Origin of the sequence: Streptococcus sp. UBA4344 (assembly GCF_002393675.1) — a bacterium.
Classification (GTDB): Bacteria; Bacillota; Bacilli; order Lactobacillales; family Streptococcaceae; genus Streptococcus; species Streptococcus vicugnae.
This window is the reverse complement of sequence record NZ_DGTE01000046.1, coordinates 48,725-64,599: the sequence shown is the minus strand read 5'-3', so window position 1 is coordinate 64,599 and position 15,875 is coordinate 48,725. Positions and strand designations below refer to the sequence as shown.

General features: G+C 36.6%; 16 protein-coding genes. 2 read left to right on the top strand and 14 right to left on the bottom strand.

The genetic code is table 11. The annotated features are described in order from the left end of the window. The 8 genes from B4D49_RS09050 to B4D49_RS09015 all read right to left on the bottom strand — a co-directional run. A partial coding sequence (locus B4D49_RS09050; protein ID WP_286784161.1) for a metallophosphoesterase family protein occupies positions 1-253 on the bottom strand: 253 nt, incomplete at its 3' end. Then, complete coding sequence (locus tag B4D49_RS09045) at positions 235-1,263, bottom strand: nucleoside-triphosphate diphosphatase (protein WP_132869775.1); 1,029 nt, start codon at positions 1,261-1,263, stop codon at positions 235-237. The genes B4D49_RS09045 and B4D49_RS09050, both read right to left, overlap by 19 nt. A 17-nt stretch (positions 1,264-1,280) precedes the next feature. Continuing rightward, positions 1,281-2,090 (bottom strand): glutamate racemase, encoded by an 810-nt coding sequence (racE, locus tag B4D49_RS09040; RefSeq protein WP_286784160.1) that lies wholly within the window; start codon positions 2,088-2,090, stop codon positions 1,281-1,283. Between the two features lie 182 nt (positions 2,091-2,272). Next, a complete protein-coding gene (locus B4D49_RS09035; protein WP_006532899.1) occupies positions 2,273-2,515 on the bottom strand; it encodes a YneF family protein in 243 nt (80 codons plus the stop codon). A gap of 149 nt (positions 2,516-2,664) precedes the next feature. Continuing rightward, positions 2,665-3,906: a diaminopimelate decarboxylase gene (locus tag B4D49_RS09030; RefSeq protein WP_199542994.1), complete on the bottom strand. Its 1,242-nt coding sequence runs from the start codon at positions 3,904-3,906 to the stop codon at positions 2,665-2,667. Between the two features lie 122 nt (positions 3,907-4,028). Continuing rightward, the gene (locus tag B4D49_RS09025) at positions 4,029-4,721 is read right to left on the bottom strand and encodes a Bax inhibitor-1/YccA family protein (protein ID WP_074482462.1); all 693 of its coding nucleotides are present in this window, start codon (positions 4,719-4,721) and stop codon (positions 4,029-4,031) included. Between the two features lie 33 nt (positions 4,722-4,754). Continuing rightward, on the bottom strand, positions 4,755-5,258 hold the full coding sequence (locus tag B4D49_RS09020; RefSeq protein ID WP_132869730.1) for an HDIG domain-containing metalloprotein: 504 nt from the start codon (positions 5,256-5,258) through the stop codon (positions 4,755-4,757). 95 nt (positions 5,259-5,353) lie between these two features. Then, positions 5,354-6,094 (bottom strand): TrmH family RNA methyltransferase, encoded by a 741-nt coding sequence (locus tag B4D49_RS09015; protein ID WP_286784159.1) that lies wholly within the window; start codon positions 6,092-6,094, stop codon positions 5,354-5,356. Between the two features lie 35 nt (positions 6,095-6,129). Between B4D49_RS09015 and B4D49_RS09010 the strand changes: the two genes are divergently transcribed. Further along, positions 6,130-6,408, top strand: coding sequence for an acylphosphatase (locus B4D49_RS09010; RefSeq protein WP_132869732.1), 279 nt, complete (start codon positions 6,130-6,132; stop codon positions 6,406-6,408). A 102-nt stretch (positions 6,409-6,510) separates the two neighbouring features. Beyond that, on the top strand, positions 6,511-7,425 hold the full coding sequence (yidC, locus tag B4D49_RS09005; RefSeq protein ID WP_286784158.1) for a membrane protein insertase YidC: 915 nt from the start codon (positions 6,511-6,513) through the stop codon (positions 7,423-7,425). A gap of 162 nt (positions 7,426-7,587) precedes the next feature. Here the strand turns inward: yidC and greA are convergent, their stop codons facing one another. The 6 genes from greA to B4D49_RS08975 form a co-directional block, all read right to left on the bottom strand. Beyond that, positions 7,588-8,070, bottom strand: a complete 483-nt coding sequence (gene greA / locus B4D49_RS09000; protein ID WP_132868752.1) for a transcription elongation factor GreA — start codon at positions 8,068-8,070, stop codon at positions 7,588-7,590. An 83-nt stretch (positions 8,071-8,153) separates the two neighbouring features. Further along, positions 8,154-9,842 carry an endolytic transglycosylase MltG gene (gene mltG, locus B4D49_RS08995; protein WP_286784157.1) on the bottom strand — a complete coding sequence of 563 codons (1,689 nt, stop codon included), beginning with the start codon at positions 9,840-9,842 and terminating at the stop codon, positions 8,154-8,156. 96 nt (positions 9,843-9,938) lie between these two features. Beyond that, positions 9,939-10,433 carry a GNAT family N-acetyltransferase gene (locus B4D49_RS08990; protein ID WP_286784156.1) on the bottom strand — a complete coding sequence of 165 codons (495 nt, stop codon included), beginning with the start codon at positions 10,431-10,433 and terminating at the stop codon, positions 9,939-9,941. A 54-nt stretch (positions 10,434-10,487) separates the two neighbouring features. Continuing rightward, a complete protein-coding gene (gene murC, locus B4D49_RS08985) occupies positions 10,488-11,819 on the bottom strand; it encodes a UDP-N-acetylmuramate--L-alanine ligase (RefSeq protein ID WP_286784155.1) in 1,332 nt (443 codons plus the stop codon). Between the two features lie 33 nt (positions 11,820-11,852). Next, entirely contained in the window at positions 11,853-12,446 is a 594-nt protein-coding gene (locus B4D49_RS08980) for a hypothetical protein (protein ID WP_132868748.1), read from the bottom strand. 249 nt (positions 12,447-12,695) lie between these two features. After that, complete coding sequence (locus B4D49_RS08975) at positions 12,696-15,788, bottom strand: DEAD/DEAH box helicase (RefSeq protein ID WP_286784154.1); 3,093 nt, start codon at positions 15,786-15,788, stop codon at positions 12,696-12,698. Positions 15,789-15,875: the final 87 nt, after the last annotated feature.

The following is a 15,875-nucleotide window of genomic DNA, read 5'->3' as shown; positions in this document are numbered from 1 at the left end:
AAAGATGTCCGTGAGTTTGTGCTATGACAATATCATCAAGGTAAGTTGTTAACTTGTCCGGATAACCGTTATCGTAGTCACAGTTACCACGAACAACTTTGATACCATCCCAAATGGGATCTGAGCTAGGAAGTTCAGAATCACCATTGTGGAAAATGGCATCAACCTCTCCTTGATAACGTTGTTTAATATTGCTAATAATCTCACGATCTCCGTGAGAATCACTCATTACAATTATTGTTCTGCTTGCCATACTGGGAATGCCTCCATTAATTTCTTAACAGCCAACCCTCGATGTGAAATTTCATTTTTTTCATCTGCTGTCAATTCAGCAGCGTGACGTCCAGTTTCACCAACTAAAAATAGTGGATCGTAACCAAAGCCATTGTCACCTTTAGCTTCCATAGCAATGTAGCCGGGCCAATCCGCTTCAACAACCAAACTTTCTTTACCTGGTGCAGCCACTACAAGTGTTGTGTGGAATTGCGCTGAACGATCTTTCATGTCAAATACCATTGCTAATTCGTGAAGTAATTTAGCATTGTTTGATTCATCTGTTGCATCAGGTCCAGAAAAACGAGCTGACCATACACCAGGAAGACCACCAAGAACATCCACTTTCAAACCAGAATCGTCAGCTAGGACCATTTTCCCAGTCAATTTTGAAATAGTTTCAGCTTTCAATCGAGCATTTTCTTCAAATGTCATTCCAGTTTCTTCAACTTCAGGTAATTCTGGGTGATTGTTTAAATTTTCAACTTTGATACCTAGTTGATCAAACATTTTGCGAAATTCTTTTGTTTTACCTTCATTACGTGTTGCAATCAAGATTGTATCTCCAAAAGCATTTTCAGATGTTTTTCCAAAAAAGGCTGACGCATCAACACCATCTTCTGGCAAATGCACAAACAACAAACGGTCATCTTCAGTAACCACAACAGCTCCCGCACGTTGTTGCACATCTAAATGACGATTAGTCTCTTCGTTAATCATGCCAACAACAAAACGAATCAATTGGAAATCAGATGATTTTTTAACAACTGTAACGTTATAACCATTGAATTCATCTTTATGGCATCCGCCTTCACCGTGCCCGTGACATTTACCACAGCATTTGCTGGCAACAAGTTTTGCAACTTGTTGGCTCAATTTAAAAAGGGCATCATCACTAACATTTCCAAGTCCTGAAATGGCGTTGAAGCCACCCCATTCGCCAAGGAACCAATTTTCTTTATCTTTATACTCATAAATTTTATCAGCCATTTATTACTATCTCATTTCTATTTGTTCAACTTTTCCAAATCAACATGTTGCACGTCAATGTCAGTTCCTAGCCAGTTCACCGCAATTTCTTTAAAACGTTGACTACTTGCTGTTGTGTAGAAATGGTGATCAACAGCATGTTCTGTGCGACTGTGATTAATTTCAAAGTAATTTAATAAGACTGATACATCGCGAATACACTCAGCACCACTGTCAATTAATTTAACATTTGGTCCCATCACATTTTGAATGATTGGACGAAGCAGTGGATAGTGTGTACAGCCAAGAACTAATGTATCAACTTTACCAACAAGTGGTGCTAAACTTTCGTAAACAATTTTTTTAGCAACACTTGAGCCCATTTCATTTGATTCAACAATTGGAACAAACTTGGGACAAGCCAAACCACTAACTTCCATTTTGGGAGATAATGATTTTATCTTTTCAGGATAAACTTCTGAATTAATTGTCATCGGAGTTCCGATAATCCCAATCTTGCCATTACGTGTTGATTTTATTGCAGCGCTAGAACCTGGTAAAATCACTCCGAGAACTGGAATATCAAGTTTTTCTTTGACTTCTTTCCACGCAACAGCTGTTGCAGTATTACAAGCAAAAACAATCATCTTAACATTTTTAGTTAATAAGAAATTAACCAATTCCCAAGTGTATTCTCTAATTTGTTCAGCAGGTCTAGGACCGTAAGGAGCTCTCGCTGAGTCTCCAATATATACAATTTCTTCATGTGGTAGCTGACGCATCAATTCACGCACAACGGTTAAGCCACCAACGCCAGAATCTAAAAAACCAATTGGTCTATTATCCAAATTTTTTTGTCTTCTTTCTAAATGTAGACTTATAAAAAACTCAGTTGGTGAGCCAACTGAGTCATTCATTTCTGAGCTCTGTGCTCGAAAACGTTTGTTAAAGACTGACTTGTATGTAAGGTCAAAAACTATCAAACAATAAGCCGTCCGCCTTTAGCATTTTTCAAACCAAAGCGTAAAGATTATTTTTTAGCTTTTGCTGCAGCTGCTTTAGATTGCTTGATAATGTTACGGTACGTTTGTTGAATTTTAGCTTCACTAGGTTTTTGACCCATTTGGCTCATCATTTCACGAATCGCATCAGGCGTCAAGCGTGGGTGTTCACCGATTTCCTTTTCAAACTGTTTACGAGCAATAAAAACGCCACCAACAAGGCCACCAAACAAAGCAACCAAAACTAACAAAATCCAAAGAAATGTTGTCATGAATATTTTCTCCTAAGTTTTTTACATAAATTATTATAGCAGAAATAGAAAGAGTTTACAAATTCTTGAAAGCTTTTTCGAAAGATAAAATAGTATAAAAAACAGCTGATTCAAAGCTACAAAAATGCTCTGACCAACTGCTTTTAGATTTAATCAAAATCAAACCCTTTGATAGTTGCAAAATAATCATCTGGGGTTTCTGCACGACGGATGAGACGGGCGCTGCCATCTTCTTGATAAAGAATCTCAGCTGAACGCAACCGACCATTATATTGATAGCCCATTGAAAAACCATGCGCACCGGTATCATGAATGACAAGCGTATCTCCAACACGCGCTTCTGGCAATTCGCGTTGTTTAGCAAATTTATCATTATTCTCACAAAGTGATCCAACAACATCTACCACTTCTAGTTTGCCATCAGGATTAGTCATATTAGTAATGTGATGATAAGCGTCATACATGGCTGGGCGCATCAAATTAACCGCTGATGCATCAACGCCAATATAAGTTCGGTAAGTTTGTTTACGGTGACGAACTTTTGTCACAAGTAAGCCATGTGGTGCCAACATAAAACGACCTAGTTCAGTGAAGATTTTGACATCACCAAGCCCTGCAGGAACTAATACCTCATCAAAGACACGGTGTACGCCTTCACCAATGACAGCAATATCATTTGGTTTTTGGTCAGGCAAATAATTGACACCAACACCCCCAGACAAGTTGATAAAGTTGATTGTCACACCCGCTTTTTCTTTGACTTCAACAGCTAATTCAAATAACTGACGTGCCAATTCTGGATAATAATCATTTGTAACAGTATTTGACGCAAGGAAAGAATGGATACCAAAGTTTTTGACACCTTCTGCTTTCAAGTCTTTAAAACCTTGAATCAATTGAGTTTTGGTCATGCCAAATTTTGATTCTTCAGGATTATCCATGATATCTGTTCCAAGAGAGAAAACACCACCTGGATTATAACGAAGTGAAACAGTCTCAGGTAAACCTGCCACCTCTTTTAAGAAAGCGATGTGTTCATAAGCATCTAAATTAATCGTCGCTCCAATTTCCTTAGCGTACTGAAATTCACGCGCTGGTGTATCATTAGATGAGAACATAATATCAGTAAAGCCAAGTTTGTGGCTCATCAATAATTCAACTTCTGTTGCACAATCCACACCACAATTTTCCTCTTGGAGAATTTTCAAGATTGCTGGAGTTGGTGTTGCCTTAACCGCAAAATACTCCTTGAATCCCTTGTTCCAAGCAAAAGCCTTATTTAAAGCGCGAGCCTTTTCACGAATTCCTTTTTCGTCGTAAAGGTGAAAAGGAGTTGGAAATTCATTCGTAATTTTTTCAAGCTCTTTGGCTGAAATAAATGGTGTTTTCATAGCAAGTTCCTCGAATTTTCAAAATATTAGGACTATTATAACACAAAGACTAAAAATCACCAATGAAATTTGACTGAAAGCCTAAAAAAACTAGTGCAACCAAGGTTACACTAGTTAGAAAATTAATCATCACTTCCAAAAAGACGAAGTAGATTCAAGAACAAGTTGATAAAGTCAAGGTAAAGGCTAAGTGCCATTGAAATAGCCCAACCGTCACCAACATTGCCTCCGGTACTTTGATAAACACGCTTAATCATCTGATTATCATAAGCAATTAATCCAGAAAAGATTAAAACTGAAATAATACTAATGATATAGCTCATTCCATCCAAGCCAATAAACATATTAACAACACTTGCAATGATGATACCAATCAAGGCTGCCATAGCTGCTTTAGCAAAACCGGACAAATCTTTTTTAATGACAAAACCAAGTACTGACATGACACCAAAAACTAAAGCTGAGGAAACGAAGGCTTGTAAAACAGTTGTTTGTGTGTAAGCCACAATAACAAAACTTAAGGTGAAGCCATTTAAAGCTGAATAAAATAAGAACAGTGGCAAAGCAGACGGTGTGTTTTTACGAGCGGCATTACTAGCTAAGAAAACTAAAGCTAGTTCTAAAAATATTGCACCATAGTAAACAAATGGGTGATTATTGATAATATTAATCATATTGTCAGTAAATACATAAAGCATCAAAAATGATACAAAGGCTGACAACCCAATTCCCATACCAACTAGTCCATAGATTTTGGCAAAAAAGCGATTGAGACCACTATCAGTCTGCGTATAAATGATATTGTCTTGATTCAAAATAACCTCCTCCCAGATAACAAATTAATTCAATTAACGATGGTTACTTGGCAAAATCTTACGACTATAACGTCTTCTCTTGCCAAAACGATTGCGAAACGGAGTAATGGCTTCTTTAATAGCCCAATACTTATCCACCATCGTCACAATGTAACCTTCTTTGTAGCGCGGCGGAGCAATTGTTGCTCCCCACATATGTTTCAAAATAATATCTTCTTCACGTTTGTTTAACGTTGTTAGTTTTCTAGCGTTCCGTACAGCAATCCTCGGATGCACCCAAGCATGTCCTTTATTGAATTTGGTTTCTCGCCAATCATAATAAAAGAAATCATGTAAAAGACCACCACGAGCCGTTGATTTTTCATCCCAGCCAAGTTTTTTGGCAATCTTATAACTTGTATAAGCAACATTAATGGAATGTTCCATACGTGTTGAATAATGATGTTGCGTTATATTATCTAATTTCTGAAAACGAGGATGTTCAATCAAATGACCAACAAGTTCCATAAATTCTTTATCTTTTTTATATGCAACCATGAGAATCACCTTCTTTCACCCTAATTATAGCATATCAACTTAAATTAGACTGAAACCATGACTAGGAAATTCCAAGCACAAAAATTAATCGATTTTTAAATTAAATTAAAGAGAACAATCCCAGTTGCTACAGCAACATTCAAACTTTCAGCTTGTCCTGGCATAATGATATGAGCTAAAATATCTGCTTGCTTTGTCATTTGTTCAGAAATACCATTTCCTTCATTTCCCATGACAAGTGCAAAATCGCCCTTATGCTCAACGGTTTTATAATCCACAGAATCTTTAGATAGAGTTGTGGCAATTAACGGCACACCAAGATGTTGTAACTTCTGACAAGCCTCATAAACATTCGTACGCCAAACCGGAAAATGGAAATGACTACCTTGCATCGAACGAAGAGTTTTTTGATTATAAATATCAGCGGATTTGTCAGAGATTAAGACTCCGTCTAAACCAGCTGCATCAGCTGTACGAATCATTGTTCCAACATTCCCAGGATCTTGAACATCTTCTAATACCAAGTATCGACCCACTTTCAAATCAGCTAAAGGCAAGCTTGGCATCACCACTTCAGCAATAATGCCTTGAGGTGTTTTAGAATCAGTCAATTCTCTCAGAACTTCTTGTGTCACAAAAGTGACGTTTGATAAGTGCTCAACACGATTCGCAAATTCTTCAAGAACAAAAATATTTAAAAAGGTCGCACCAGCTTTTTCAGCTTCTTCAAAAAGATGCCAACCTTCAATTAAGTAAGAATGCTCACGATATTTTTTTTTCAATAATTTTTTAGTCTTTTTAATGAGATTATTTGATTTAGAAGTTATAATAGTCATAAGAAGATTATAGCACATAATAGGAGGAAATTGAGATGAAAAAAGTACGTCTAATTGTCTCAGGCCGCGTTCAAGGGGTAGGCTTCCGCTATTCAACCTACGCACTTGCTCAAAATATCGGTGATATTTACGGTCGTGTTTGGAATAACGACGATGGCACTGTTGAAATCCTCGCGCAATCTGATGATTCCGCTAAAATGGCAAAATTTATTCAAGAAATCCGTAAAGGACCATCTCAATGGGCAAAAGTAACCTATGTTGATGTCAAAATGGCAAATTTTGAAGACTATAAGGATTTTCGCATCGCAAATTAACATTTTCTATAACCAGTCTCTAAAATAAGGCTGGAGACGTATTGAGAAAATACTGAAAAAACAGTAAAATAATAGGGTATTATAATAAAAGGAAAAAAACAATTGAAAAAGAAATTAAATCGTGTCCTTTTTTCAGGACTTAGCTTATCATTATTGTTCTTACTAAGTGGCTGTGTGAGCCGTGATTCAAGTGGTAATCCAACAGGTACTATTTGGCACTTACTTGGAGAACCGATGGCAAAACTTATTCAATACTTTGCCAATAACATCAACCTAGGCTTTGGTTTAGCCATTATCTTAGTAACAATCATTGTTCGTTGTATCATTCTTCCGCTTGGACTTTACCAATCATGGAAAGCAAGCTATCAATCAGAAAAGATGGCTTACTTAAAACCAATCTTTGCACCAATCAACGAACGTATGCGTAATGCGACTACACAAGAAGAAAAATTGGCTGCCCAAACAGAATTGATGGCTGCTCAAAAAGAAAATGGAATTAACATGCTTGGCGGTATGGGATGTCTTCCACTTCTTGTTCAAATGCCATTCTTCTCAGCTATGTATTTCGCAGCTCAATACACACAAGGTGTCGCTGAAAGTACTTTCCTAGGAATTGACCTTGGAAGTCGCAGCATGCCGCTTACAGCTGTCATCGCTATTCTCTACTTCTTCCAATCATGGTTATCAATGCAAGCTGTTGCTGAAGAACAACGTGCAGCCATGAAAGGAACAATGTACGTGATGCCACTCATGATGGTCTTCTTCGGTATGAGCATGCCAGCAAGTGTCCTACTTTACTGGTTAGTCGGCGGTTTCTTCTCTATCATTCAACAATTGATTACGATGTTTATCATCAAACCAAAACTTCGTAAACAAATTGCTGAAGAATTTGAAAAGAACCCTCCAAAAACATACAAATCATCAAAACGTAAAGACGTAACACCAACAGCTACTACTCAACTTAGCAAACCTAAGAAAAGTAACCGCAATGCTGGTAAACAACGTAATCGTAAATAATTAAAAAAACAGAGAGTAATCAAACTCTCTGTTTTTGATACCCTTTTTATTTTAAAAAATAGCTAATAGTGTGAATAAAAAAATCTTTTTTAGTGATTATAAATTCAAAAAGAAGTGACTTAAACCTAAAATAAAAAAGGCTCAACAGCCTCTTTTTTATGATTAAGCAGTTTTTTCAACGCTAATAATTTCAACGTCATAGCTTCCTGCAGGTGAATCAATTGTTACAATTTCACCTGTTTTCTTACCAATCAAAGCTTGAGCGATTGGACTTTCATTAGAAATACGGCCAGCGAAAATATCCGCACCAGCTGCACCAACGATATGGTATACATCTTTATCAGTTGTTCCAACTTCTTGAACAGTGACTGTTTTACCGATAGCAACTTCATCTTTAGCTACAGCATCGCTATCAATGATTTCTGCGTAACGGATTTTAGTTTCGATGATTTGGATTTGACCTTCAACGAATGCTTGTTCATCTTTTGCTGCATCATACTCAGAGTTTTCTGATAGGTCACCATATGAACGAGCGATTTTAATACGTTCAACAACTTCAGGACGACGAACTAATTTTAATTCTTCTAATTCTTGTTCAAGTTGTTCTTTTTCAGCAAGGGTCATTGGATAAGTTTTTTCTGCCATTTTCTATCTCTTTTCTAAAAATTTATTTTTTGGATAATCTACAAATACAAACATGATGTTAATCACACCATGTTTGTCATCAATTATTCATTTATTTGACTATTAACATATTTTTCAACATTAGCTTGATGGTCATCAAAGTTCTCTGAGTAGTAGACCTTACCTGTCTTAACATCAGCAACAAAATAATAGTAATTTGTTGAAGCAGGGTTAACAGTTGCTTCAATAGCTGATAGGCTAGGAGCATCAACCGGACCAGGCATCAAACCAGTGTTAGTATAAACATTATACGGTGAATCAATCGATGTGTCAATACTTGCATCAGCCGCAAGACTTGTCTCTTCACCAAGTTTACCCATCGCATACAAGATAGCAATGTTACTTTGAAGAGGCATATTGTTATTCATGCGGTTATAAAAGACACTTGCAATATTACGACGATCGTCATCAGTTGAACCTTCTTTTTCAACTAATGATGCAAGAGTAAGCACATCATTGACTGTCATTCCTTTTGCAGCAATTGTATCATAGTACTTAGACATGTAAGAATCCATTGTTGCAATCATTTCTTCAACAATATCTTCCATACTTGTTTTTTTGTAGTAACTATAAGTTGCTGGGAAAAGATAACCTTCTAAACGATAAGTTACTTTATCAGCACTAGGAAGACTTCCTAAAAGTTTTGGATACTTAGCTGACATTTTTGAAATAAAGTCTTCGTCTTGAACCACTTTCAAGAAATCATCGGCTGTATAAGGTGTAGAAGCATGCTTCTTAGCTGAATTCTTTGTTACAGCTTCAGAAATTTGCTTAATAGTATAGCCTTCTGTCACTAAGATTTTACCTAGTGAAGGTTTTTCTGGCTGAGCCGTTCCTCCTTCTTTTAGGAGTTTACAGATCTCATCTAAATCCATGCTTGGTTGCAAATTGTAATAACCACTCTGAAAATTGCTATAGTTTTTAAATTTTGTATAGTAATTAAAAACCGTTGCACTCTTAATGACACCAGATTTCTCTAAAATTTGTCCAATATATTTGTTACCAGAGCCTTCTGGAATATCAACAGTAACGTATTTTGTTGACGAACTATCCAGTGGCTTAATAGAACTATCAACGTAACGATATACAAAGAATCCTGTTGCTAGTAGGGCAATGATAATTGCTGAAATTAACACTAAAGCAATTTTTCCAGCTAGACTATTTGTTTTTTGACGTTTTCTTCTACGTTTTGTTCCCACTTTATTCTCCAAGTCTGTCTCTGTCTCATCTGATTGCTCAGAATCTTGCTCAAAATGAAGGTCATCTTTTGATTCAGACTCACCTGAAGGTTTATCAGAAATATCTGGATTACCATCATACCCCACACCATCTGTCGCTCTCACAAAATAACTTTCTTGCTCATCAGCTTCAGCTGATTGTGCGCCATCAGGATTAAAGGTTTGATCAATATTTTTTAGTACGTCCTTAATTTTTTGATTATCTATTGTTGTCTCAATCTGATTTTCAGCCAAAGCCGATTTAGCTTTTGCTTCAAGGCGTCGTTTTTCTTCTCGAATCTTAGCCTCTTGGCGCTCTCTGCGATCTTCAGCCTCATATTCAGCCATCAATTGGGCAGTTCGACGGGCAAATTCTTCTGCTTCTTTTTCTTTTTGGCGAAGCTCTAAATCATGTTGTTTACGTAAGCGATTGGCTTCTTCAAGTTCTGCTAAAATCTGCTCCTTAAAACTTTTTTCTTTTCGAGTTTTTGGCTTATCGTCGTTAAATTCGGTCAAAGCTTATCCTCCTAATCTTAATCAATCGCCATTATAACCTAAAAGCATTCTAAAATCAACTGACGAGGTGGTTTGTTATCTATTCTTAATAATATATCAGCCTGCTACTGGTGACTCCCAAACCATGTTAAACCAGCTAGAACCACCATGGGTTGACTCTGATTCTCCCTCATCATTGAAGCCATTTCTTTCATAGTAGGGAATAAGATTCTCGTGACAAGTCAAACTAATCCCCATACGTTTTTGAGCAATCGCTAAATCCTTCATTGTCGCAAGTAATGCCATACCAATCCCCTGCCCTTTAAAATCAGGCGCTACTGATAGACTTGTAATAGCGATAAATCCTCCAGTAGCAGGATTTTGATTAACATGGCAAAATAAATCATCTGTTAAATAACGTTTAGAAATAACAGGTCCCTCAACATAGCCACAAATCTTCCCATCAATCTCAGCTACTAAAAAAGTGTCTGGGATAGTCAGAATACGTGCTCTCATGTCTTCTAGACTTGCCGCTTCTTCTGCAGAAAAATTCTCACGTTCAATAGTTATAATATCTTGCAAATCCTCAAGGCGCGCATTTCTTATAATCATAGAATCCTCCTCAAAAGAAAAAGAGCTTTCGCTCCTTCTCAAGATAATCGGTTATTATTGTGTATTGTTAGCCAAGCTTGCCAACAACTCTTCAAATGAACGTTCATACATTTGGATATCACCAGCACCCATGAAGACATAAACAGCATTATCATGGTCAAGCAATGGTGATACATTTTCAAGATTGATAACTTTAGCTGATTTATTAATTTTAACAGCCAAGTCTTCAACTTTAACATCACCGTGGTCAACTTCACGAGCTGAACCATAAATTGGTGCCAAGTAAACTGAATCAGCTTGATTCAAAGCATTTGCAAATTCATCTAAAAGTGCAATTGTACGTGTGAATGTGTGTGGTTGGAAAACAGCCACGATTTCTTTACTTGGGTATTTTTGACGTGCCGCATCAAGTGTTGCAATGATTTCAGTTGGATGGTGTGCAAAGTCATCAATGATAGTTGTGTTGTTAATCACTTTTTCAGTGAAACGACGTTTAACACCACCAAATGTCTTCATGTGTTCTGCTACCAATTCCATATCAATGCCAGCTACGTAAAGGTTAGCGATAACAGCAGTGGCATTCAAGATATTGTGGCGACCAAAAGCTGGGAGATGGAATGAACCAAGTTCTTCATCACCATGTTTTACTTTGAAAGCTGAACCATTTGTTGTACGAACAACATCATATGCCATAAAGTCATCTGTATCGTTGAAACCATAGTAGTAAATATCTGCATCAGAAGTAATTTTACGAAGATATGGATCATCACCAAACAAGAACAATGCTTTTTGAACTTGTTTTGCATAATCGTTAAAGGCATCAAAGACGTCATCAATACTCTTGAAATAATCAGGGTGATCAAAGTCAATATTCGTAATGATTGAGTATTCTGGATGGTATGGCATAAAGTGACGTTGGTATTCATCTGATTCAAATACAAAGTAGTTACTGTTAGCTGAACCACGTCCAGTACCATCACCAATTAAGTATGATGTATCAGTAATATTTTTAAGAACATGTGCCATCAAACCTGTTGTTGATGTTTTTCCGTGTGCACCAGCTACACCAAAACTTGTGAATTGGCGCATGAAATCACCAAGAAATTCATGATAACGTTTGAATTTAAAGCCATTTTTCACAACATAGGCAATTTCGACGTTGTTATCTTCACGGAATGCATTACCGGCAATTAATTCAACATCTGATGTGATATTGTCTTCAGAAAATGGAAGAATTTCAATTCCAGCTTGTTCTAAACCACGTTGTGTGAAATAGTATTTATTAACGTCACTCCCTTGAACTTTGTGTCCCATTTGGTGCAACATCAAAGCAAGAGCACTCATACCAGATCCTTTAATTCCGATAAAATGATAGGTTTTAGACATTTTTTCTCCTCTATATATCAACTGCATAGCAGTTTATTTTACATCGTCAAAGCGTGTTAAATTCAACTCTTGAGCTATTTTATAATCTCTTTGACTTTGCAAGGCTTCCTTATTATAAATTTGACTACGTTTTAAGAAGTCATAATTATTTTTCTTAGGTTTTACTGTTGATGAATTATCTGGCTTTTTATAAGTTACGGGAATCTCTGCCAAGATATAATCATCTTGATGCAACTTTTCAGTCAAGTGACTCAAACTGTTAGTAGGCTTTGCTGATTTCTTAGGCAAAGTTGCCTTAAGTTGCTGTTGTAAAGCAGCTTTAGAAGGCGCTTTAACTTCTTTTGAAAGATAAGCTTGACGTTTTCTTCGAATATCACGTCTTGCTTCTTCACGCGCTAACTCAGCATAAGATTTACCTTGAGATACTGACTCTAATCGACTGGCATCTTTTTCATCTTTGCCAACAAAATCATAGTCTCTAGTAACATCATCATAGTTTTTATCTTGATAAGTTCCGTGAATATTGGTAATCAAATCTTCATTTTCATATAAAGCCATTACTTTAGGTGGATTGCTTACTGGCTCCCCATCTGCAACGAGAGGGAAGCGTCTTTGATTTCTAGTCACAGTGTCACATCCTTTCTTAACGTGTTATGTTATTAATTATCATTACTCACTAAGAAATATAGGGAACTTATCCTTGATAACCCCTTGTCCTAGTAACTAAATGCCAAGTTAAAAAGCAGGCCTAAGCACCACAATCTTTATACTCAGCTCCAACTTTGTAGCATTTTTATTATAAACTAATTCATCCTATTTTTCAAAGTTTTCATAAAAAGAAAGTCAGTCTTTCTCGAGGGCAGACTGACTGTTCATTTAATGTTCTAATCCTAGAATTTCCTTGATTTCTTCTATTGTCATACTTGCTCTTGTTTCATTACCATCAAGAACAGTAGTCACAAGATTTTTCTTACTTTCTTGCATCTCAAGGATTTTTTCTTCAATAGTTCCACGTGTAATTAAACGATAGACTTCGACGTTTTCTTTTTGTCCAATACGGTGAGCTCGGCTGATGGCCTGCATTTCAACCGCGGGATTCCACCAAAGGTCAATCAAGATAACCGTATCAGCTCCTGTTAAGTTAAGACCGACACCTCCTGCTTTCAAGGAAATCAAGAAAGTATCTTTTGACCCGTTGTTAAAGGCACGGGTCATTTCTTGACGTGCGTTAGCTGGCGTTGAGCCCGTAATTTTATAGGATGTTAAACCAAGTTCTTCAATTTCTTTTTCAGCAATATCAAGCATTCCGCGAAATTGTGAGAAGATAAGTGCTCGGTGACCATTTTCCTTGATTTGTGTCAACAAATCGCGCAAACTATCAAGCTTACCACTTTCACCATCATAATCCATAAACAAAGCTGGCGTATCACAGATTTGACGTAAACGAGTAATTCCTGACAAAATTTCAATTTTACGGCGGTTAATATCCGCATCAGAAGCACCAGCGATGGTTTCTTGCATTTGTCGAAGTTGAGCGAGATAAATAGCTTTTTGCTTACGACCTAATTCATTCGGATAATTAATTTCAATCAAATCAGGCAACTCTGGTAAAACTTCTTCTTTTCGACGACGCATGATAAATGGCTTAATGAACCGAGCCACTTGTTTAGCATCCATCTTCAAGAAACGCTTCTTATCTGGTAGTAAACCCGGTAGAACAATTTGAAAAATTGACCAGATTTCAAGTAATTTATTTTCAATCGGTGTTCCAGAAAGAGCAAAGCAATTGTTAACTTCAAACTGGCGTAAATAATGGGCAATCTTGGTTTGAGTATTTTTCATCACTTGTGCTTCATCTAAAATCAAGTAATCAAAATTCAACTGATTGTATTCTGCAAAATCTTGACGGAAAGAAGAGTAGCTTGTAATCACCACCTGATGATTTTCAGCAATAATCTCATCACGCACTGCTTTTAAACCATAAGAAACAGCCACATCTATCTCAGGAGCAAAACGTGTAAATTCATCTTTCCAATTATAAATTAAACTTGATGGCGACAAAATCAAAATGCGTGTTTCTTCTTTTAGCTGAGATGCTAGAAAAGCGATGGTTTGAAGTGTTTTACCAAGTCCCATATCATCAGCTAAAATACCACCAAATCCATAGTGGTCAAGCATGGACATCCATCGCACACCTGTCATTTGGTAATCACGTAATTGTGTTTGTAAAGGTGGCAAAGTGACCTCAAAACTTTCAGGATGGGTTAAATCATGCGCTAACTGCTCAAATTCTTTTGAAAATGAAATGCGTTCATTTCCTTGGAATAAATCTGAGATTTGAAAGGCTGAAATAGCATCCAGTTGCAAATGCCCATTATCTAGCTGTTTGGCACGAAGATTTTGTAACGTACTGCTGACACGTTGAGTTTCTTCATCAAAAACAACTAACTTACCAGCACCATTAACAAAATATGGCTGATTTTTAAAGAGTGCTTCTAAGGCATCATCAATATCATTTTCAAAAATCGTTGAAAAATCAAATGAGATATCAAGCAAACCACCTTTAGTATGAACAGAAACTTGGGGTTCTTCAAACTGACGCATTTCTTCTAATTCATCAGATAAAGTGACCTGACCTAGCCGTGCTAATTGTCCCAAAGTTCGTGTGAAGAAATCGTACAAATCCTTATCAGCTAGCGGCGCATGATAAGACGAGAATGAAGCTGAAAAACCATTAGCTTCCAGAGTTCTAAAGACTTTTTCTTCATGTTTAAAATGACTAGCAAAAGGCAACTCTTCTAGTTCACGTTTACTTTTGACACTAACGTCGCCATAATCAAAAGTCACATGTAGAGCTACTTCCTTATATTCATTGAGTTCTAAATAAAAAGTTACTTTGAAATCACGAATATCAAAACTCTTCGGCGCTTCAACCTTACCAAGCTCTTTAAAATCTAAAAGACTAGCAGCTAATTTTGCTTGGTCGTCTAAATCAAAGAACAAATGTTTCGCCAAATCCGCTTCAATTGGCAAACTACGAATAGCCGTTAAAATCTTTTGTTGCTTCAAATTCAAACTGAAAATAAACCCATTTATGAACAAAAAGGCATTATTAAAGAGCGGTTGATATTCTTTTTCACTAATGATTAATTCAATCGATTGACGGTGAACCACCACTTTAAATTGAATTAAGTTTTCTGAACCACTTAGTGGTCTAAAAATCAGCTGCCCATAAGTTTGATGATTGTATTCAAATGAAAAATCGTACAGGTCATTGAAAAGGTTGATACCTTCTTCAAAAGTCCCACTTGTTAATGATAGATTTCGACCATGATTTGGCAAAATGTAATCAATATCAAGATGATCACCATCTGGCAAAATTCGCCATAAAAATTGAATTAACTCCTGGCTAGGTTCATCAAATTGAATCAAAGACAAAGGTTCAAAATAATTTTTACCAATCTGATAGTAGCCTTCATTTTTAACAACAGTCAAAAAGGCTTTGATGTCACGAACGACATAAGCACGATCATCTGGTAATCGGTTAATCTTTAAAGTCCACCAATAATCGGATGAATAGGGACTTTGATTGCCATGAGCTGCTAGGCGATATTTTGTTGTGTCATCATCGTTGATAAGCAAACCATCCAAAAAAACACTGCCAAATGAAGTATTCTTCTTGGTTTCTTGTTGTATTTCTTGATGTGAGCTCAGTTCGTCTGATAACTCTTTTCCCTCCGTATTATTCTTTAGATAATATTCTACGGCTGCTAAATGCTCACAATATTTTTTCTTGGCAAAAAAGTCACAATCACATCTCACTTGTTCATCTTCTAATGAGTATTGTAGATGATGTGTGCCCACCTCTGCCTGAATTAAATCTTCTCGCTTACTGATAATTTCAACCAAACCTTGTTCGTAAAGTTCTATACCCTGATTGCGAATTCGACCTGGAATCATTCTACCCAATCTAAGCCACCACCTTTTTCCTTATCCTTTAATTATATCAAATTCAGCTCTCTTTAGCTTGAAAAAATGACTTTTTGATTTTATTTT

What these genes read in the sequence shown, in the direction of transcription:
- greA (WP_132868752.1), bottom strand. Translation starts at nt 8,070, where the DNA reads ATGGCAGAAAAAACTTATCCAATGACCCTTGCTGAAAAAGAACAACTT.
- B4D49_RS09045 (WP_132869775.1), bottom strand. Translation starts at nt 1,263, where the DNA reads ATGGCTGATAAAATTTATGAGTATAAAGATAAAGAAAATTGGTTCCTT.
- B4D49_RS09010 (WP_132869732.1), top strand. Translation starts at nt 6,130, where the DNA reads ATGAAAAAAGTACGTCTAATTGTCTCAGGCCGCGTTCAAGGGGTAGGC.
- B4D49_RS09030 (WP_199542994.1), bottom strand. Translation starts at nt 3,906, where the DNA reads ATGAAAACACCATTTATTTCAGCCAAAGAGCTTGAAAAAATTACGAAT.
- B4D49_RS09020 (WP_132869730.1), bottom strand. Translation starts at nt 5,258, where the DNA reads ATGGTTGCATATAAAAAAGATAAAGAATTTATGGAACTTGTTGGTCAT.
- murC (WP_286784155.1), bottom strand. Translation starts at nt 11,819, where the DNA reads ATGTCTAAAACCTATCATTTTATCGGAATTAAAGGATCTGGTATGAGT.
- B4D49_RS08990 (WP_286784156.1), bottom strand. Translation starts at nt 10,433, where the DNA reads ATGATTATAAGAAATGCGCGCCTTGAGGATTTGCAAGATATTATAACT.
- B4D49_RS09015 (WP_286784159.1), bottom strand. Translation starts at nt 6,094, where the DNA reads ATGACTATTATAACTTCTAAATCAAATAATCTCATTAAAAAGACTAAA.
- B4D49_RS09035 (WP_006532899.1), bottom strand. Translation starts at nt 2,515, where the DNA reads ATGACAACATTTCTTTGGATTTTGTTAGTTTTGGTTGCTTTGTTTGGT.